The 18,764-nt window shown below is 62.3% G+C and carries 18 protein-coding genes and 1 tRNA gene; 8 read left to right on the forward strand and 11 right to left on the reverse strand.

Features of this window, described 5'->3' with window-relative positions:
• Window positions 1-47: 47 nt before the first annotated feature.
• The 9 genes from AADZ90_RS17480 to AADZ90_RS17520 all read right to left on the reverse strand — a co-directional run bounded on the left by AADZ90_RS17480 (window position 48) and on the right by AADZ90_RS17520 (window position 9,168).
• The gene (locus AADZ90_RS17480) at window positions 48-584 is read right to left on the reverse strand and encodes a sarcosine oxidase subunit gamma (protein ID WP_367311123.1); all 537 of its coding nucleotides are present in this window, start codon (window positions 582-584) and stop codon (window positions 48-50) included.
• A complete protein-coding gene (locus AADZ90_RS17485) occupies window positions 577-3,480 on the reverse strand; it encodes a sarcosine oxidase subunit alpha family protein (protein WP_367311122.1) in 2,904 nt (967 codons plus the stop codon). Before AADZ90_RS17485 ends, AADZ90_RS17480 begins: the two co-directional genes overlap by 8 nt.
• Window positions 3,477-3,719 (reverse strand): sarcosine oxidase subunit delta, encoded by a 243-nt coding sequence (locus tag AADZ90_RS17490; RefSeq protein WP_367311121.1) that lies wholly within the window; start codon window positions 3,717-3,719, stop codon window positions 3,477-3,479. Before AADZ90_RS17490 ends, AADZ90_RS17485 begins: the two co-directional genes overlap by 4 nt.
• Window positions 3,716-4,351, reverse strand: coding sequence for a hypothetical protein (locus tag AADZ90_RS17495; RefSeq protein WP_411997078.1), 636 nt, complete (start codon window positions 4,349-4,351; stop codon window positions 3,716-3,718). Before AADZ90_RS17495 ends, AADZ90_RS17490 begins: the two co-directional genes overlap by 4 nt.
• A 159-nt stretch (window positions 4,352-4,510) precedes the next feature.
• On the reverse strand, window positions 4,511-5,011 hold the full coding sequence (locus tag AADZ90_RS17500; RefSeq protein WP_367311119.1) for a hypothetical protein: 501 nt from the start codon (window positions 5,009-5,011) through the stop codon (window positions 4,511-4,513).
• Window positions 5,012-5,013: 2 nt separating this feature from the next.
• Window positions 5,014-5,448, reverse strand: a complete 435-nt coding sequence (locus AADZ90_RS17505; protein ID WP_367311118.1) for a hypothetical protein — start codon at window positions 5,446-5,448, stop codon at window positions 5,014-5,016.
• A complete protein-coding gene (locus AADZ90_RS17510; RefSeq protein WP_367311117.1) occupies window positions 5,426-6,679 on the reverse strand; it encodes a sarcosine oxidase subunit beta family protein in 1,254 nt (417 codons plus the stop codon). Before AADZ90_RS17510 ends, AADZ90_RS17505 begins: the two co-directional genes overlap by 23 nt.
• Window positions 6,680-6,768: 89 nt before the next feature.
• A complete protein-coding gene (locus AADZ90_RS17515; RefSeq protein ID WP_367311116.1) occupies window positions 6,769-7,386 on the reverse strand; it encodes a DUF4453 domain-containing protein in 618 nt (205 codons plus the stop codon).
• A gap of 342 nt (window positions 7,387-7,728) precedes the next feature.
• Window positions 7,729-9,168, reverse strand: coding sequence for a Glu/Leu/Phe/Val family dehydrogenase (locus AADZ90_RS17520; RefSeq protein WP_367311115.1), 1,440 nt, complete (start codon window positions 9,166-9,168; stop codon window positions 7,729-7,731).
• 355 nt (window positions 9,169-9,523) lie between these two features.
• Between AADZ90_RS17520 and AADZ90_RS17525 the strand changes: the two genes are divergently transcribed.
• From AADZ90_RS17525 to AADZ90_RS17535, 3 genes are read left to right on the forward strand one after another with little or no spacing between them, the layout of a single operon-like run.
• Window positions 9,524-11,701, forward strand: coding sequence for a Tad domain-containing protein (locus AADZ90_RS17525; RefSeq protein ID WP_367311114.1), 2,178 nt, complete (start codon window positions 9,524-9,526; stop codon window positions 11,699-11,701).
• A complete protein-coding gene (locus tag AADZ90_RS17530) occupies window positions 11,701-12,321 on the forward strand; it encodes a TadE/TadG family type IV pilus assembly protein (protein WP_411997079.1) in 621 nt (206 codons plus the stop codon). Before AADZ90_RS17525 ends, AADZ90_RS17530 begins: the two co-directional genes overlap by 1 nt.
• Before the next feature lie 2 nt (window positions 12,322-12,323).
• Window positions 12,324-12,926 carry a TadE/TadG family type IV pilus assembly protein gene (locus tag AADZ90_RS17535; RefSeq protein ID WP_367311112.1) on the forward strand — a complete coding sequence of 201 codons (603 nt, stop codon included), beginning with the start codon at window positions 12,324-12,326 and terminating at the stop codon, window positions 12,924-12,926.
• Here AADZ90_RS17535 and AADZ90_RS17540 read toward each other — a convergent pair.
• Window positions 12,923-13,393 carry a hypothetical protein gene (locus AADZ90_RS17540; RefSeq protein WP_367311111.1) on the reverse strand — a complete coding sequence of 157 codons (471 nt, stop codon included), beginning with the start codon at window positions 13,391-13,393 and terminating at the stop codon, window positions 12,923-12,925. The two genes, AADZ90_RS17535 and AADZ90_RS17540, sit on opposite strands and share 4 nt — an antisense overlap.
• A complete protein-coding gene (locus tag AADZ90_RS17545) occupies window positions 13,390-14,031 on the reverse strand; it encodes a TetR/AcrR family transcriptional regulator (RefSeq protein WP_367311110.1) in 642 nt (213 codons plus the stop codon). Before AADZ90_RS17545 ends, AADZ90_RS17540 begins: the two co-directional genes overlap by 4 nt.
• A 100-nt stretch (window positions 14,032-14,131) precedes the next feature.
• On the opposite strand from AADZ90_RS17545, the gene AADZ90_RS17550 reads away from it, so the two are divergent.
• From AADZ90_RS17550 to AADZ90_RS17570, 5 genes are all read left to right on the forward strand, one after another.
• Complete coding sequence (locus tag AADZ90_RS17550) at window positions 14,132-14,419, forward strand: hypothetical protein (protein WP_367311109.1); 288 nt, start codon at window positions 14,132-14,134, stop codon at window positions 14,417-14,419.
• 42 nt (window positions 14,420-14,461) lie between these two features.
• Window positions 14,462-15,748 (forward strand): homoserine dehydrogenase, encoded by a 1,287-nt coding sequence (locus AADZ90_RS17555; RefSeq protein WP_367311108.1) that lies wholly within the window; start codon window positions 14,462-14,464, stop codon window positions 15,746-15,748.
• Between the two features lie 23 nt (window positions 15,749-15,771).
• Window positions 15,772-16,734 carry a class II fructose-bisphosphatase gene (gene glpX / locus AADZ90_RS17560; RefSeq protein WP_367311107.1) on the forward strand — a complete coding sequence of 321 codons (963 nt, stop codon included), beginning with the start codon at window positions 15,772-15,774 and terminating at the stop codon, window positions 16,732-16,734.
• Window positions 16,731-18,476, forward strand: coding sequence for a single-stranded-DNA-specific exonuclease RecJ (gene recJ, locus AADZ90_RS17565; protein ID WP_367311106.1), 1,746 nt, complete (start codon window positions 16,731-16,733; stop codon window positions 18,474-18,476). The genes glpX and recJ overlap by 4 nt, the downstream gene beginning before the upstream one ends.
• Window positions 18,477-18,579: 103 nt before the next feature.
• Window positions 18,580-18,654 (forward strand) — tRNA-Glu (locus AADZ90_RS17570).
• Window positions 18,655-18,764 lie beyond the last annotated feature (110 nt).

Consider the following 18,764-nt stretch of genomic DNA (forward strand, 5'->3'; position numbering starts at 1 on the left):
CCCGGCATTACCGCCGGGCGGGACATCTCTTCAAAGCGAGGCCAGATCTACCCCCGTCGCAGGCTCAACCCGTCCGCCGCCTCCCGCAGATCCCCGGCCAAGGTGCGCGCGAACGACCGCATTACCCAGACCTCGACCGCGTCCTCGGCGACCCGCGCAATCAGACCGCTCGTATGCTTCACAATCGTCCGGGCCACGGCCCCCACCGGAAACGCGCTCACCCGCAGGTCCACCGGCACCAGCCGCGCCAACAACTCCACATGGCTCGCCCCGCCAACCCGGCAGGCCACCCACCCGTCCGACTGATCGGCCACCGCCGCCAAGCCCTCTAGATCCACCTCAAGCGGCGCTCCGATCACCAGCCACTGTCCGCGCCCGAACCACAGGATCCGCCCGTCCGCCACCGCAACGGCGCGCCCCGCCTCCGGCAATTGCGCCCCCAACGCCGTCCCGACCGCGGCCTCCTGCCCGTCGAACGGCGCAATCCACGTTACCGGCCCGGGCGCCACCGCTTCGGCCGACACCCCGGCCTCCCGCCACGGCAAGGCACCTCCGAACGGATCTGACGCGACCAGGCTAACCACGCATCCGCCCTCCCTCGGGATCGTAAAACACCGGCCCCGTCACTTCGCAGAGCGTCCGCTCGTCCCGCAGATGATCGACCATCTCCACCAACTCGCCGTGCCGCGCCCGCCCGTTTTGCAGGAACCCCAACGCCAGATCATGACCGAAGGTCGGTGAATATCCCGCGCTCGTCAGATAGCCCTGCGAATTCTTCCGCACCGCCTCCGCCCGCTCGGCGAACAGATGCGACCCGGCCAAAAGCCGCCCGTCCTGCGCCATCGGCCGCAAACCCACGAGCTGCTCCCGCTCCGGCCCGCTCAGCCCCGGCCGAGCGGCCATTGTCTTCCCGATGCAATCCTTCTTGTCCGACACCATCCGCCCGAGCCCCAGATCGAAGGCCGTCGTCCGCCCGTGCAACTCCGCATGGGTCAGAAACCCCTTCTCGATCCGCAGGACGTTCAACGCCTCCATCCCGTAGGCCCCGCCGCCCAGCGTCTCGGCCTGTGCCACCAGCAGACGGAACAGCGACTCCCCGTACCGCGCCGGAACCGCGATCTCGTATCCCAACTCGCCCGAGAACGAGATCCGGAAGAGCCGACCGCCCACGCCCTCAACCGGCGCCCAGCCCATGAACGGCAGATCGACCTCTCCGATCAGGCTTTCCAGCACCTCCCGCGCCCGTGGCCCGGCCACGGCAAACTGCGCCCACTGATCGGTGACCGAGGCGATCCGCACGTTCCAGCCGGGCCGCAGCACCTGCCGGACGAAGTCCAGATGCCGCATCACCTGCCCCGCCGCGGCGGTGGTGGTCGTCATCAGATAGTGGCCCTCGCCCAGACAAGCACAGGTGCCGTCATCCATGACGTGCCCATCCTCGCGCAGCATGATGCCATAGCGAACCTTGCCCGGTTTCAGGGTGGACATCACATTGCCATAGACGAAGTCGAGGAACGCCCCCGCATCCGGCCCCTGAATATCGATCTTGCCCAGGGTCGTGACATCGCAGACGCCCACCGCCTCGCGCACCATCCGCACCTCGCGGTCGCAGCTTTGCTGCCAGATTTCCTCTCCGGGCGCCGGGAAGTAGGAGGGCCGGAACCACAGCCCCGCCTCGATCATCGGCGCACCGCGCGCGACGCTCGCCTGATGCGAGGTCGTAAACCGCTCCGGCGCGAAGCCATGGCCGCGCCCGCCCGCCCCCAGCGCCGCGATCGGCACGGGGACATAAGGCGGGCGGAACGTCGTCGTCCCCGTCTCGGCGATCCCGCGCCCTGTCGCATCCGCCAGCACGGCAAGGGCCGTCACGTTCGACCCCTTGCCCTGATCCGGCGCCATGCCCTGCGTTGTGTACCGCTTCATATGCTCGACCGACCGGAAGTTCTCCCGCGCCGCCAGCCGCACATCCTTGACCGTCACATCGTTCTGCAGGTCGAGCCAGGCGCGCCCCTTCCCCTCGACCACCCAGAGCGGCGCGATCTCATAAGCCCCGTCACCCGCCTTCGGCAAAGCGACGGACGGCGCGCTCACCCCCAGATCCTCCAGAGCCCCTCGCGCCGCCTCCGCCCCTCCCGACAGACAGCCCGCGGTCGAGAACTCCCCCGCCGCTGCGCCCGCGACCCGCATCCCGGGCACCGCGCCTTCCTTCGGCACGAACGCCGCGATCCCCTCGTCCCAGACCGGCCGCGCGCCCAGATGGCAGGTCAGATGAACCGACGGGTTCCACCCGCCCGAGACGGCAAGGCAATCGCCCCGCACCTCCCGCACACCCGATGGCGTCTCGACCATCACCTGTTCGATCCCGCGCCGCCCCTTGGTCCCGCAGACCCGCGCCCCGTAATAGACCGGCACGTCCCAGCTTTCCGAGCCACCGTCCCGCGCGTCGATCACCGCGGCCACCCGAACGCCCGCCTCCATCAGGTCCGCCGCCGTCCGGTGCCCGCTGTCGTTGTTGGTAAAGACGGCGACCCGCTGCCCCGGCGCCACGCCCCAGCGGTTCACGTAAGCCCGGACCGCCGCCGCGCTCATCACCCCGGGCCGGTCATTCCCCGGAAACGCGATCTGCCGCTCCAGCGCGCCCGCACACAGCACCGCCCGCTTCGCCGCGATCCGCCAGAAGCAATCCTTCAGCCCGCGCGCCCGGTGCCGTCCGACCCGCTCCAAAGCGCCGTAGGTCCCCTGATCGTAGGCCCCGGTCACGGTCGTGCGCGCCATCAGCCGCACATTCTCCATCCCCGACAGCCGCGCGACCATTTCGGCCGCCCAAACCGCCCCCGGCTTGCCGTCCACCTCTTCCGTCTCGGCCAGTAAGCGCCCACCGAACAGGCTGTCCTCATCGGCGAGGATCACGTCCGCCCCGCCCTCGGCCGCCACCAAGGCCGCCATCAGCCCCGCCGGCCCGCCGCCGATCACCAGAAGATCGCAGAACGCAAACGCCGTCTCCGACCGGTCCGGATCCGCCTCGCCCGACAGCGCGCCCAGCCCCGCCGCCCGCCGGATCGCCGGCTCGTAGAGCCTTTCCCAAAAGGCCCGCGGCCACATGAACGTCTTGTAATAGAACCCCGCCGCCAGCATCGGAGCCACCGCGTCGTTCACGCTCATCATATCCCAGCGCAACGACGGCCAGGCATTCTGGGCCGACACCTCCAGCCCGTTGAACACCTCCTGCACCGTCGCCCGTACATTCGGCTCCCGCGCAGCACCGCGGCCTACGCTCACCAGAGCATTCGGCTCCTCCGACCCCGCGCCATAGATCCCCCGTGGCCGGTGATACTTGAACGACCGCCCGACCAGCCGCACCCCGCTCGCGAGCAGCGCCGAGGCCACCGTATCCCCCTGAAACGCCGCAATCTCCCGCCCGTCAAAGCGGAACTTCAAAGGCAAGCTCCGATCGATCAGCCCCCGCCCGTCGAGCCTCATCCCGCCAGCTCCACGCCAGTGATCTCGTGGGAGACCGTATCCCGCTCCACGACCAGCCACGCCCCGCAACCCGCCTCGTGATACCAAAGGTCCCGCACCCGCCCCGCCGGGTTCTCCCGCAGATGCACATAAGCCTCCCACGCCGCCGGATCGTCCCCCTCCGGGCGCTCCAAAGCCATGCCTTCGTAATAGAACTCGCGTCGGTCACGCTCACCGCAAAGGGGGCAGGTCAACCTCATCTTCTAAGATCCTCGCACGCGTTATCGTCGAGGGGAGGGAGCATATAGGTTGTCGTTTCGCTTACCCCGCTCATCGCGGCACGAATAACCCCGCATCCAAATGGCTCGATGCCCAGATCCTGCGATGGTTTGATCTCAAGCCTCAGTCTCATATCGGGATAAAAGATTTCGTAGATCACGTTGCGAGATCTTGCAAAGGCTTCAAGCTCAAAGCCATCGCACTGGACAATGCAAGGCATCTCCGCCTCTGGGCGCCTGCAAAGCATCTCGGCGGAGTAGCGTCTCGCCTGTCCCTCATCCGAGAATGCCCTTCCGGGTTCATAGAGCTCAAAAGTTAGACGAAGGGGAATCTCGTAGAAGCTGCCTCCTGGGAGCAACTCGCCATATGCAGCCCGAACTTCACCCGGTAACGGAGCAAAGCCTAAATCAAGTGATGACGGATCGAGCTCATTTAGAAATCGGTGTGTTTGGTCGAATCGTGCGGTCTCCCCAAATTGCGATGTGAAGACACCGCTAAGTGGGCCGTTATAATCTGTCGCGAACATCACATCGATGCTTGGGTTAGCAGGAACCTCAGTTTCATCAGCCAAGAGATCTTCTCCATAGCAGCCTTCGCTGAAGAGAAAATCCACTTCGGAAACTGCGGGCCTACTAAGAACGGCAAATGCGAGCGCACTAATGCAAATTATGCTGCGCACCTGTCCCCTCCTCATCCATAAGCCCCACGCCATCCCGGAACCGGTCCAACCGTCGGCGCGCCGCCGGTGACAGCCCTGTTCTGCCCGACTCGCTCAGCGTTCATCATGCTTGAACCCCTCGCAGGCCTCATTCTCGGCGCGATAGAGGCGATAGACCACCGGATCGCCGATCTCTTCGGCAAGGTTGGAATATCCGCCGCAACCCTCGATCTCCCCGACCGTCAAATGGTTGGTCAGAATATCCAGAAGACCATCTTCCTGCCGAAGGATCCGAAAGGTGCCGCCATCGCAATCCACGATGCACATCGTCGACCCCTGATGATCTTTGCAGTAAAGCGACTGCGACAGGACCTGACCGCCGAGCTCTTCGTCCGCGGCGTGACCTTGGTTGGCAAAAACCGCTTCGATATCGGCGCCCGCCGCATCTGGGTTCTCTTCGAAAAGTGTCAGCCGCAACCGCATCGCGGCCACCACCTGATCCGGGTTCTCTGCCAGATGCCGCTCGCCATAGATCCGGGCATAGCACCCTGCCTCAGGCATCGCGCCCACCGCCCCGGACCAGAGGGCTGCCATCATGCCGATGGCCAGGCGCATCCTCATCGCCCGCACGAATTCATGACGAAGTCGTTCAGCACGGCGCGGTCATTGCCCACGATCCGCACCCGCATCAGCGCTCCGTAATCGAAGAAAAGCTGCGTATCCGGATCCTCGCAGAACCCTTCGGCGAAGGCCCGCTGCGCCTCGCTCGCGATGTTGCTGCGCAGCCCCGCCCCCATCGACCCGACAGCGAGGTCGAGGCCCAGTTCCATCGCCAGCGTGTTCTGCTGCGCCGTCACGGCATTCAGCGTCAGACCATCGGCGATCTCCGTGCCGACCTCCGGGCGCATCTCTTCTGCCGCCATGGTGGCCAGGAATATCCCTTGTTCCTGCGATCCCACGACCGCCGGCTGCGGCTCGCAGGCCGCAAGGCCGAGGGCCAGCGCGGCCCCCGCAATGACTTTCGATCCGCTAATGCAAGTTATGTTGGGCACCTGTCCCCTCCTCATCCATCAGCCCCACACCATCCCGAAATCTGTCCAGCCGGTAGCGCGCGGCGACCGGATGCGGCGCGCCCTTGGCCATCAGATGGGCGAACACGTTCCCCGACCCCGGCACCGCCTTGAAGCCGCCATAGCACCAGCCGCAATTCAGAAAGAGCCCGTCGATCCCCGTCCGATCGATGATCGGCGAGCCGTCGGGCGTCATGTCCATGATCCCGCCCCACGACCGCAGTACCCGCGCCTTGCCGATCATCGGCATCAGCGTCATCCCGGCCTCCATCACATGCTCGACCATCGGCAGGTTTCCCCGGGCCGCATAACTCGCGTAGAAATCCAGATCGCCGCCGAAGACGAGGCCGCCCTTGTCCGACTGGCTGATATAGAAATGCCCCATCCCGAAGCTGACCACATGGTCGATGACGGGCTTCAGCCCCTCGGTCACGAAGGCCTGCAGGACGTGGCTCTCGATCGGCAGCCGCATCCCCGCCATCGCCGCGACCTGGGACGACCGGCCCGCCACCACGATCCCGACCTTGCCCGCGCCGATCCGGCCACGCGTCGTCTCGACCCCCGTGACGCGCCCGTCCTTAACCTCGATCCCCGTCACCTCGCAGTTCTGGATCAGATCGACGCCCAGCGCATCCGCCCCCCGCGCATAGCCCCAGGCCACCGCGTCGTGCCGCGCCGTGCCGCCGCGCGGATGGTAGAGCCCGCCATAGATCGGGAACCGCCCCTGATCGAAATCGAGATAGGGCAGCTTCTCCCGCACCCCCTCCCGGTCCAAGAGGATCGCATCGTCCCCCTGATTGATCATCGCATTGCCGCGCCGGGCAAAGGCATCCCGCTGCCCGTCCGAATGGAACAGGTTGATCAGCCCCCGCTGCGAATGCATCACGTTGTAGTTCAGCTCGCCCTCGAGCCCCTCCCACAGCTTCAGCGAATGGGAATAGAACTCGGAATTGCCGGGCAGAAAGTAATTCGCCCGCACGATCGTGGTGTTCCGGCCGACATTCCCGCCGCCGAGATAGCCCTTCTCCAGCACAGCGACGTTCCGAATGCCGTGTTCGCGCGCGAGGTAGTAAGCGGTGGCCAACCCGTGCCCGCCGCCACCGATGATAACGACCTCATACCCGCCCTTCGGCTCCGGATCGCGCCAGACGGGCTGCCACCCGCGCTGCCCGCGCAAGCCTTCCGTGAATACCCGCCAACCCGAATAGCGCATCAGGGCCCTCCGTTCGCGCCGACCCTAACCACGGGGTCTTGGCAGAGACAATCGCCCCGCGACATCGCCCGGTCGCTTTGCGCCAACCCTCACCCGGCCATGAAAAGGCAAATCTCCGTGTAGTCCTCGACCTCGGGCAGGTCCGCCAGCCAGACCCAGCCGGCCGCCTTCGGGACGCCCTGCCAGGGCTCATCGCTGACCTCGGTCACCGTCACGAAGTCCCATCCGTCCCAAGTATCATGGTTTACGCTGAAGCCATCGCCCGTCTCGATCCAGCCCAGGATCTCGGCCTCCGCCTCGGGGGCGGCCAGGACGGGACGGCGCGGCTGCTGAAACCGATCACAGGACCATTCGGTGAACTCCGACCGCCCCAGCACCGGCTGCGATGTGACCGCCCGGCGATACTCAAGCGAAAAAATCTGCGCGTCGTCCAAAGAGGTCGCGGATGTATCCACCTCGCACGCGAACGCGTCTTCCACCTCGACGATCCGTGCCACGATCCGCGTATTCAGCTCCGACAGAACCGGCGCCTCTGTCGTACAATCGGAATTGTCGAACACCGCCTGCCCCAGCGGGGACGAGAAGCAATAGCCCACATCATTCCACATCGCGTTCCGCGAAAACCAGAGGTCATGGCAGTACTGCGCGGCCGCGGATTGTGCTGCGCCGATGCAGAGCAAAAATGTCCCGCTGAGAATCCGTCTCATACAAAATCGCCCGAACGTGCCTTCGATGCGCTCAACAGACGGCACCTGCCGGCGCATCGTCAACCAGGATAAGGCGGCGCAGAACCAGAAATGGAATTCACCAATAAGCTCCATGGGGCTTATTGTTTCCAAATTTGGCCTCAATCTGTTGCGCAGCCTCCCCACCGCACGCTCCGTTACTGGTGCAAACCGGGCCTCGATGTCCGACAGAAGTCCGACAAAAGGCCGACGGAAAGCCGCACGCTGTTTTTACTGCCTAGGTAGGCTTTAACACCCGATTCGCGTTGCTATGGGCAGATACCGCCGCGCATCCCGTTAGGATCCAGTTCACAAAGAAGGCGCTCAGAGGCCCTTCGACTGGTAGCTCGCCGCCACCTTGTCGATCGCAACGAGGTACCCGGCCGTACGCAGATCATCGACATCGTTGCGCGACCACCAGACCGACCGCATCGCCTGGTAGGCGCCCCGCATCGTGTCATCGAGGCCGGACCGCACCAGCTCCAACTCGCCGGCGCCCTTCAAATACTTGTCCTTGAAGCCGTCGCTCAGTTGCCAGCCGATGCCGGTATCCGCGCTCAACCGCTCCAGTTCCTTGACCAGCATGTGGTGTCGCGTCTCCTCCGCCCGGCGCTGCATCCGACCGAACCGGATGTGAGAGAGGTTCTTGACCCACTCGAAATAGCTCACCGTCACACCGCCCGCATTGGCATAGAGGTCAGGAATGATGACCGTGCCCTTCTCCCGCAGGATCTCGTCGGCCCCCGCGGTAACCGGGCCATTCGCCGCCTCGATGATCAACGGCGCCTTGATCCGCGCCGCATTCCCCTTGTGAATAACGCTCTCCAGGGCCGCCGGGATCAGGATATCGCACTCCGCCTCAAGCAGCGTGGCCCCGTCCTCGATATAGTGCAGGTCCGAAAAGCCCTTCACGCCGCCTTCCCGACCGACCCAGTCGCGGATGGCGTCCAGGTTCAGCCCGGCCTCGTCATAAAGCGCGCCGTCCCGTTCGATGACCGCGATGACCTTGGCGCCGTCCTCTTCGCTCAGGAACTTCGCGGCATGGTAGCCCACATTGCCAAGCCCTTGGACGATCACGCGCTTTCCGTCCAGGCTGCCGCTCAGGTTGGCCTTCGCGACGTCCTCCGGATTGCGAAAGAACTCCTGCAGCGCGTATTGCACCCCGCGCCCCGTAGCCTCCACCCGGCCTGCGATCCCTCCGGCATTCAGCGGCTTGCCGGTGACGCAGGCACTGGCATTGATGTCGGTCGTGTTCATGCGCCGGTACTGGTCGACGATCCACGCCATCTCGCGCTCGCCAGTGCCCATATCGGGGGCGGGCACGTTCTGGCTGGGGTGGATCAGGTCGCGCTTGGCCAGCTCGTAGGCGAAGCGGCGGGTGATCAGCTCCATCTCCCGCTCGTCCCACTCGCGCGGGTCAATACAAAGGCCGCCCTTGGACCCTCCGAACGGCGTCTCGACCAACGCGCATTTGTAGGTCATGAGCGATGCCAGCGCCTCAACCTCGTTCTGATTGACGGCGAGAGAGAAGCGGATGCCGCCCTTGACCGGCTCCATATGCTCGGAATGGACGGATCGGTACCCGGTAAACGTCTCCAGCCGTCCGCGCAGGCGCACCCCGAAGCGCACCGTGTAGGTCGCGTTGCAGACCCGGATCTTCTGGCCCAGCCCGGGCGGCAGATCCATCAGCGCCATCGCGCGCCCGACCATGATATCCACACTGTCGCGAAAGCTCGGCTCGGTCGGGGGGGCAGTCGTCGTCATCGCCTTGGTCCTTGTCTAGTCTAGGCTGTTCTCGCGGCGCAGCCTAAGACCGGGCGCCGGTGCTGTCGCGTGGAATCTTTTTTCGTCTTTAAGGGTTAGTTAACGGGACCCCGGTAAGGTCCACTTCAGCGAGTCGCCCTCCCGTCTGACGCGAGATATCGCCAAAACTGTTTCCTCTTACCGGACAACGGCTTGCGAACAGGCCGACTGTCCCCCTTCCGCAAAGTCTCTGCCCGATTTTTGCCTTGTTTCGCCAAAATTTAGCCACGGGTGTTTGAACAAGTCTAAGTGTCGCGACCCCCTCTGCTCGGGGTGAGTCGTCTGTCCGGCATTCCTGCGGCTGAAAGGTAGAAAAATGACGATTGTTTCATCCACGGCCCAAGCGCTCCGTGCGGGTGCGTCCGCGACCGCGATCGGCCGCGCTTTGACTTCCTTCCGCCGCGATGAAGACGGCAATATGACCGTCTTTAGTCTCTTTCTGCTGCTACTAATGTTGATGGTTGGCGGCCTTGCCGTGGATTACATGCGTCTTGAGTCTGAACGTGTTGCTCTTCAAGGGACTATTGACCGAGCGGTGCTCGCAGCCGCCGATAAGCAGCAAAGCTTGGATCAGAGACAAGTCATCGAGGACTTCCTCGAAATCGAAGACCAAAGGTATCGCGTCAAAGACTCAGACATCAAGGTTCCAAGCGATGAACAGCTTGCAAGGGGTGAAAGAACCGTCTCGGTCAAAGGTCGGGTAGAACTTGATACCCTGCTCATCCGTCTCGTTGGCATCGATCAGGTGGCGGCCGGTTCCGCTGCGACGGCAACGGAAAGCGCCATGAATGTCGAAGTCTCGCTCGTCCTCGACGTCTCGGGTTCGATGGATGACAATTCGACGACTAACGCGCCTACGGTAACCGGAGACTCGAGCTATCTTGATGGATGTTCCGGGCTCTCCGAGCGGCCGAGCAATGACAACGCGATTGGCGAACCAGATCATTGCGGACGTATTGGCGCCATGCGTGAAGCAGCAAGAGTTTTCGTGGAAACGGCTATTCCCGAACCACAGAGTGCGTCAGACGCGGCGATTACGTCGATCTCGATCATTCCTTACAACGCTCAGGTGGTTCTTCCAGACAACCTTTTCGCGGCGTTCAACGTCACCAGAGATCATTCTACGTCGCAGTGCGTAAATTTCACCTATGGCACGAACGGTGGGGGAGGGCAGATGGGCACTCTTGCGCTAAGCCCGAGCGAGAGCATCGAGCAGATGGCGCATGTCGACTCGCGGGAGCGTGGATACGAAGACCACCCCGACTACAACAATGCAGAGCAACGGATCGTGGGTCCGCTCTGCAATCGGTCCCTGGTTGATGCAAACGGAAATCCCATTGCTCCGGGCACCGATGCAAACGGGAACCCGATAACAACCGAGCTCAATGCCATCATGCCGCTTGAGACAGATGCGGATGTGTTGCTCGACTATATCGATACGCTCCAGGCTGATGGCGCCACAGGCATCGATATCGGAGCAAAGTGGGGGCTAGCGCTTCTGGATCCAGCCGCACGGCCGGCAATCGCCGCATCGCTCGATAACATCGTCAGCGATAGGCCTTATGATTACAGCCGGATTGGGGGGACGACCCGTAAGGTCTTCGTGATCATGACGGATGGGAAGATGAACCGCAAGCCATCGCTCCGCGACGAGATGCGGCAAGACGGGACGATGTCTAACTTCTTCTATGACGAAGATAGCAACAGGGCCTCCATCTTACTTCGCGGTGGCGAATTCCGTGACCCAGTCCAAAGCGCCAACCACATTGCAACCGGCACTTACGACGATACGCAGGATGTCTGGTACTGGGTCAGTGAAGAGCGAGTTATGCCGTGGCCAGATACCGACTACGCGCGTATCGCTTGGGACTATCTGCGGAACAACAACCAAGGCCGGAACTACCGCTGGAACGAAAACTACCTCGTGGACATGATGGTCGTCGGGGAAAGTGGCCACAATGGCCAGACTATAACTCAGGAAGACTTCGACGAGTGGGAGAAGAGGGATGACTGGGACATCCTCTACCCTGTTGACATAACGGATCCCCTGACACCAACGCGCCAGCTCGAACGGCTTACATGGCTCGACGTGTTTGATCGCTGGGAGGCTCCAGACTTTGTCGATATCTACCAGGATATCTGGGACAAACGAAATAACAACAATGACAGGACATACTTCACCCAGAATGAATGGGACGTTTATCGCCAGCCGCACGGAAATGGCGTTAGCAGCACCATCAATAGCGTTGGAAACGCCAATCTGAGGAAGCTTTGTTCCCTCGCCCGCGATGAAGGGATTGAAGTGTATGGCGTCACCCTAAACATGAGCTCTGGCTCGACCGCGCGTAACCTGATCGAGGAATGTGTCTGGGGCACCGCTGGTGCGAACACAAATGATCGTTTTCAGAACGTTAGTGACGCTAACCTCCAAGAATTGGTCACTGTGTTTGAAAAAATTGCGAAAAACATCGCTGAACTCCGGTTGACTGAATGATGGTAGCTTTTGCAAGATCAAATCACGCGATTTGGCGGCACTTCCGTCATTTCCGCAAACAGGAAAATGGCAGCTCGACAATTGAGTTTGCCATTCTCTTTCCACCAGTAATTCTTCTATTCTTGGCAGCCGTTGAAGTTGGGCTTTATTCAATGCGACATGTCGCTTTGGAGCGCGGGACGGATATTTCGGTTCGCGCGATCCGTCTTAATCTCGTAGGACTTGACATTGAAGATGGCTTAACATCAGACATACTTCGTGATCTGGTCTGTGCGAGCAGCTTCATGATCCCGAATTGTCAAAACTCTGTAAGGGTTCAACTTACTAGGTTGGATCCAGAAGATGTTGGGACGCAGCTATCTGATTTCCAGGGCAGGACTGTAGACTGCGTTGATCGAGATTCCGGCAGCCCAATGCCAGTCGTACCTTATGGACCACCTGCGTCGAATGAACTGATGGTTGTCCGGGTATGTGCGATATTCGACCCGGTCTTTCCAACAACTGGCTTTTTCGCAAACCCAATACCCAAGCAACCAAATACCCCTGACATGTACGCGCTTGTCTCAACCTCCGCCTTTGCAGTGGAACCTATTCCGAATACTACCAACGGAGCTTCGTAAGTATGAAATATGACATTTCAAAGTTTCGTGATAATGAAGACGGCGGAGTATCTGTAGAGGTTGCTATCCTTTTCCCCATACTCGCTTGGGCTTTTCTCGTTTGCTTCATCTGGTTTGACAGTTTTCGTCTTAAAACAATTGACAGACAAGCTGCCGAAACGATTGCGGATATCATCAGCCGAGAAAATGTTGCTATAAGCCCGGAGTTCCTGACCGGCATGCATGATCTCCTGCGACTGCTTACACGGACTACCGCCGAGCCCCAGTTGGTGGTGTCCAGCTTTTCTTTCGACGGCACTGATTATGTTCTCGAATGGTCGGAGGCACGCGGCTCCGGCGCCAGTCGACTGACAGAGGCTGATATTCCACTTATCGAAGAAGAGCTGCCGATCCTGGATGATACGAATACCGTTATCGTCGTTCAAACTGCGACCGATTATCGCCCGATCATTCAATTCGATATCCTTGGTTTCAGTCAGACAATCACAGACTTTGAACTGACACAGTTCATTCGGGTCAATCCAAGACGCGCGACGGAAATATGCTACGACGAATGCACGACCAACAATGATGGTACCGACGGTGACGGTACGGACAATATCTAGCGTTTAGGTAGCCGCGCGGCGATCATCTCTGCCATCGCGGTCGCGGCTGGTTTTGGTGTAACACCCCCGATCCCCACATGGCGTCCGCTACGCCACCAAAGACCAAGCACCCAAGCACGCGAGCGTGGCTTGGTCAGACGGATCGAGAAGCCATTTGATGGCTTGAACGCGAATAACCCGCGATCGACGCGCTCAATCTCATCCAGTTGTGCGATGACCCGGCCCGTCCCTTCTTCTTCCAGACACTCGTTAGTAAGCACGATGGCTTTCGACGTTGCTCGACGCAAAGCCTCCGCGGTGACAAGTGCTCCGACACCAAAGGCGACAAGAAGGGTCCGGTGACCAAGCCCTGAAGCTCCAACAAACGCCAGATAAACCAGCAGGACACCAAGAAACAGCAGGCATCCGTAAGCCAAGTATCGGCGTGGCGGCGACGGGCGTAGAATCATCAGGACAGGTTGTGTCACGACGCGCGCGCCGCCAGAACCGAGGTGGGCAGTTCCGCGCCTTCGATCGGTAACACGGCCACCATATTGCGCACCATCGCCCAATAAAGCTCCTCGATCCGCCCGACCGACAAACGCCCACCCTCCCGATACCAGTTGCTGATCCCGGTCAGCATCGCGATCAGCGCTAGCGTGGTGATCTTGGTGTCCGCAACCGCAAACGCTCCTTCCTCCACGCCCTGCCGCAGGATCCCCTCAAGCTCGTCTTCGTAGAGGCGCCGCAACCGCTCGACCTCCTGAAAGTTCTCGGGCTCCAGGTTGCGCAATTCCATATAGGAGACAAAGACCTGCTGCCCCCGTGGCAGATGAAACCGGATGTGGAACCGGGTGAACTCCTCAAGCCGCTCAAGGGCGGAGCCGCCGCCCGCCGAGGTCACGCGGGACTCCAGAAGCTCTTCCATGTGAGAGCGCATGAGATCGAACAGAAGGCTCTGCTTATCAGGCGTGTAATTATAAAGCGCCCCGGCCTGGATCCCCACCTCGGCCGCGATCTGCCGCATGGAGACGGCCGCAAAGCCGTGGCGCGCGATCAGCCGCAGTGCCGCCTCACGTACTTTCGGGCCTGTGATCTCGGAATGGGAACCCGCCTTGCGCCCCATCTCGCCCTCTAATTGAACGCTCGTTCAAATCCAAGGTGCCCTTGCCCCGGCTTTGGTGCAAGCCTAATCTCGCGAAAGCGATGGCAAGGATCCGACCCACGTGCGAGCGACCCTCCTCATTCCCCTCATCCTCGCTGCCTGCACCCAGTTTCCCGAGCTTGACGCACGGCTCGACGACGCCTCACTCACAGCCCCCTATCCGACGCTCGCCCCGCTGGACCAGTTGCTGGCGCAGGCAGACCAGACCGGCTTCGACCCGACCGCGTCGCTTGAGGCCCGGGCGGACGCCTTACGCGCCAGGGCGGCGCGTCTCCGCGCACCGGTGATCGAACCGCGCCTGCGTCGCCGCATGCTCCAGTCCATCACGTTGCAGCAGCGTGGGGTCTAAGCTAACAGCGTCCCGAACCACTGGACGCTTCGGGATACCCTCATGACCAACCCACTCAGGCTCGGCATTGCAGGATTGGGAACGGTCGGGACGGGCGTCGTCAGAATCATCCAGACCCATGCCGAGATGCTGGCGCAGCGCGCCGGGCGACCCGTTGAGATCACGGCCGTTTCGGCGCGCAGCAAGGAGAAAGACCGGGGCATACCCCTCGGCGACTATGCGTGGGAGGATGATCTGGTCGACCTCGCGAGCCGGGACGATGTCGATGTTCTGGTCGAACTTATCGGTGGCGATGCGGGGCCAGCGAAGCAAGCCGCCGAGAAGGCGCTTCTCGCCGGCAAGGACGTGGTGACCGCAAACAAGGCGATGCTCGCGCTTCACGGTCAGGCCCTGGCCGAGGCGGCCGAGGCGGCAGGCGCCGTTCTGCGGTTTGAGGCGGCGGTGGCGGGCGGTATCCCGTGTGTAAAGGCGCTGACAGAAGGGCTTGCCGGGAACGAGATCAAGCGGGTGCTCGGCGTCATGAACGGCACCTGCAACTATATTCTGACCCGGATGGAGCAGGCCGGCCTCCCCTACGAGGAAGTCTTCGCCGAGGCAGAAAGCCTGGGCTATCTCGAGGCCGACCCGACGCTTGATGTCGGCGGCATCGATGCCGGACACAAGCTCGCCCTTCTCGCAGCTATCGCCTTCGGAACACAGCCGAATTTTGATGGTCTCGCCATCGAGGGAATCGAACGGGTCGCAATCGAGGATATCCGGCACGCGGCGGATATGGGCTTTCGCATCAAGCTCCTGGGCGTGGCCCAGATGACCGGCCGCGGCCTCGTCCAGCGGATGTCGCCCTGCCTGGTGCCCGCAGGATCACCGCTGGGCCAGCTGCAGGGCGCGACCAACATGGTGGTCATCGAAGGCGACGCCTCGGGCCAGATCGTCCTGCGCGGCGCCGGTGCTGGTGAAGGCCCGACTGCTAGCGCCGTTCTCTCCGATGTGATGGACATCGCTCGCGGCACCCGCCTTTCGACCTTCGGGCAACCGGCGATCGCCCTGCGCAAGGTCCGCTCCGCGATGAGTTCCGTCCCCGCCCCCTACTACCTGCGGATGACCCTGATCGATAAGCCAGGCGCCTTGGCCAAGATCGCGACCGTGCTGGGCGACGCTGGCATCTCGATCGACCGGATGCGCCAGATGGATCATGAAGAAGCGCTCGCGCCGGTCCTGATCGTCACTCACAGGACGACGCGCATAGCCCTCGACGAGGCGCTTGATGCGATGGCCGGAACTGGCGTCATGCAAGGCGATCCTGTCGCCCTCAGGATCGAAGCTGTCTGATCATTTTTGAAGGAGAACTTGCCATGACGACCAGCGTAGAATTCTATGACCGAATGCTCTCGCTTGGCTTGGCGAGGGTGTCGGAAGCCGCCGCGATGGCCTCGGCCCGCCTAATCGGCCGGGGCGATGAGAAGGCGGCGGATCAGGCCGCCGTCGACGGGATGCGGACCCAACTGAATAAGCTGGATATTCAAGGCGTCGTCGTCATTGGTGAAGGCGAACGGGACGAGGCGCCGATGCTCTATATCGGCGAGGAAGTCGGGACGGGAGAGGGTCCCGCCGTCGACATCGCGCTCGACCCGCTGGAAGGCACGACCCTGACGGCCAAGGACATGCCGAACGCCCTGGCGGTCATCGCCATGGGCCCGCGCGGATCGCTCTTGCACGCGCCAGACGTCTACATGGACAAACTCGCGATCGGCCCCGGTTATCGCCAGGGGGTCGTGACACTCGATATGTCGCCCGCCGAACGCGTTTCGGCATTGGCTGCTGCGAAAGGATGCTCGACCGAAGACATCACGGTCTGCGTTCTCGAACGGCCCCGCCACGAAGAGATGATCAAAGAAATTCGCTCAACCGGGGCGGCAATACGGCTCATCACCGATGGCGACGTCGCCGGCGTCATGCATTGCGCCGAGGCGACGCGCACGGGCGTGGACATGTATATGGGATCCGGGGGGGCGCCAGAGGGCGTTCTCGCCGCCGCCGCGCTCAAATGCATGGGCGGCCAGATCTACGGCCAGCTGATGTTCCGCAACGGTGACGAAAAGGCGCGTGCCGAAAAGGCCGGGATCAGCAACCTCAACCGGGTCTATACCCGCGATGACATGGTGACCGAAGACGTCATCTTTGCAGCGACCGGGGTCACGGACGGCTCGCTTCTGCCCGGCATCAAACGGGAAGTCGGATATCTGACAGCCGAGACGATCCTGATGCGGTCAAAAACAGGATCCGTTCGTCGGATGACCTATCGCAACCCGACGTGAACTTCCTCGGGGTCGACCACTCCCTCAGCGGCCGCCGCTGGATCGGCCCCGATGCGGCCCGGGAACGGGCGGCTGATGCGATCTGCCAGGAAACCGGCCTTGATCGCGCGATCGGGATGATCCTCGCGCGGCAGGGGGTCGCCCCGCACGAGGCCGAGGCCTACCTCTCCCCCGCCCTGCGCGATCTGCTGCCCGATCCGCGGAAGCTCAAGGATATGGATATCGCGGCCCAGCGCCTGGTCCGCGCAGCAATCCGAAAGGAACGGATTGCCGTCTTTGCGGACTACGACGTCGACGGCGGAACGTCTGCAGCCCTGCTGTCCGATTGGTTCGGCTTTTTCGGGCTGCGCCCGACGCTCTACGTCCCCGACCGTATCGATGAGGGCTATGGTCCAAACGTGCCCGCAATGACCGAACTCGGTGCTGTGCACGACCTGATCATCTGTGTCGACTGCGGAACCTTATCCCATGATGCAATCGCGGCCGGCGCCCCTGCGGACGTCATCGTGCTGGACCATCACTTGGGCGGCGAAACGCTCCCCGACGCACTCGCAGTCGTAAACCCGAACCGGCAGGATGAAGACGGCGAACTGGCCCATCTCTGTGCCGCGGCAGTGGTGTTCCTCTCTCTTGTCGAGGCCAATCGACACCTCCGGGCCAGGGGCGACAAAACACCCGATCTTCTGACCTCACTCGATCTCGTCGCGCTGGCGACGGTGGCCGATGTCGCGCCCCTGATCGGAGTGAACCGCGCCTTTGTCCGCCAGGGGCTAACCGTGATGGCGCGGCGGACGCGGCCAGGGCTTGTCGCCTTGAGCGATGTCGCGCGGCTCGAAGCCGCGCCGAGTCCCTATCACCTCGGCTATGTCCTCGGGCCGCGGATCAACGCCGGCGGACGGGTGGGAGCGGCGGATCTTGGCGCCCGCCTTCTCTCGACGCAGGACGTTCACGAAGCTGCTGCTCTCGCCCAGCGCCTCGACTCCCTGAACGATGAGCGGCGGGAAATCGAGGCACAGGTTCGCGAGGCCGCCATGGCCCAGCTGGAGGCACTGAGCACAGACGCACCACTCGCCTGGGCCGCAGGCGATGGATGGCACCCCGGCGTCGTCGGCATCGTCGCCTCGCGCGTCAAGGAGGCGACGCATCGCCCCTCGATCGTGATCGGGTTCGATGGCGATGTGGGAAAGGGATCGGGCCGCTCGATCACCGGGGTTGATCTGGGTGCCGCCATACAGACCCTTGCTGCAGAAGGACTGCTTCTCAAAGGAGGCGGGCATCGAATGGCCGCCGGGCTCACGGTGACGCGTGACAAGCTCGATGATGCGATGGCGCGCCTGTCGGATCTGCTGGAGCGTCAGGGCTCAGGTCAGCGTGGAGTTGAAGACCTCACTCTCGACGGCTTGATTATGGCGCCAGCTGCAACAGGCGATCTGATCCGCTCTATCGAGCGCGCCGGTCCTTTCGGGTCGGGTTCGCCAAACCCGCGTTTCGCCGTGCCGGACGTCACCGTTGCCCATGCTCGTCCCGTCGGCGATGGCCACTTGAAACTGACGTTGAAGGATGCCGGAGGCACCTCGCTCGACGCTATCGCATTTTCAGCCGCCGCGTCCCCGATGGGTGTCACCTTGTCCTCGGGATCGGGCGAGCGTTTCCACGTCGTAGGCCACATCGAGATCAATCACTGGCAGGGTCGAGAGCGTGTACAGCTTCGCCTCGAAGATGCTGCCAGAAGCAATAGTTAATGCAGATAATATCGCGGAGATGCCGCAGTGACATGTTCAAAAATGGCGGAAGAATCCGCTTGCCCTTCAAGAACGGGTTGCTTAATAGACCGCTACCTCGCGCGGCCCGTTCGTCTATCGGTTAGGACGCCAGGTTTTCAACCTGGAAAGAGGGGTTCGATTCCCCTACGGGCTACCATTATCCAAAAATATGCTGAAAAATCAGCCCCTTACGGGGCCGTTCTGCAAAAAACCATCCTCATTTTGCAGGTTCTGTTTCCGTTCTGTCCCCATCACGGTCCGGCGGCG

This window comes from Aestuariibius violaceus, from assembly GCF_040779325.2.
GTDB lineage: Bacteria > Pseudomonadota > Alphaproteobacteria > Rhodobacterales > Rhodobacteraceae > Aestuariibius > Aestuariibius violaceus.

What these genes read in the sequence shown, in the direction of transcription:
- AADZ90_RS17485 (WP_367311122.1), bottom strand. Translation starts at nt 3,480, where the DNA reads ATGAGGCTCGACGGGCGGGGGCTGATCGATCGGAGCTTGCCTTTGAAG.
- AADZ90_RS17490 (WP_367311121.1), bottom strand. Translation starts at nt 3,719, where the DNA reads ATGAGGTTGACCTGCCCCCTTTGCGGTGAGCGTGACCGACGCGAGTTC.
- AADZ90_RS17500 (WP_367311119.1), bottom strand. Translation starts at nt 5,011, where the DNA reads ATGCGCCTGGCCATCGGCATGATGGCAGCCCTCTGGTCCGGGGCGGTG.
- AADZ90_RS17510 (WP_367311117.1), bottom strand. Translation starts at nt 6,679, where the DNA reads ATGCGCTATTCGGGTTGGCGGGTATTCACGGAAGGCTTGCGCGGGCAG.
- AADZ90_RS17515 (WP_367311116.1), bottom strand. Translation starts at nt 7,386, where the DNA reads ATGAGACGGATTCTCAGCGGGACATTTTTGCTCTGCATCGGCGCAGCA.
- AADZ90_RS17520 (WP_367311115.1), bottom strand. Translation starts at nt 9,168, where the DNA reads ATGACGACGACTGCCCCCCCGACCGAGCCGAGCTTTCGCGACAGTGTG.
- AADZ90_RS17525 (WP_367311114.1), top strand. Translation starts at nt 9,524, where the DNA reads ATGACGATTGTTTCATCCACGGCCCAAGCGCTCCGTGCGGGTGCGTCC.
- AADZ90_RS17530 (WP_411997079.1), top strand. Translation starts at nt 11,701, where the DNA reads ATGGTAGCTTTTGCAAGATCAAATCACGCGATTTGGCGGCACTTCCGT.
- AADZ90_RS17535 (WP_367311112.1), top strand. Translation starts at nt 12,324, where the DNA reads ATGAAATATGACATTTCAAAGTTTCGTGATAATGAAGACGGCGGAGTA.
- AADZ90_RS17545 (WP_367311110.1), bottom strand. Translation starts at nt 14,031, where the DNA reads ATGGGGCGCAAGGCGGGTTCCCATTCCGAGATCACAGGCCCGAAAGTA.
- AADZ90_RS17555 (WP_367311108.1), top strand. Translation starts at nt 14,462, where the DNA reads ATGACCAACCCACTCAGGCTCGGCATTGCAGGATTGGGAACGGTCGGG.
- glpX (WP_367311107.1), top strand. Translation starts at nt 15,772, where the DNA reads ATGACGACCAGCGTAGAATTCTATGACCGAATGCTCTCGCTTGGCTTG.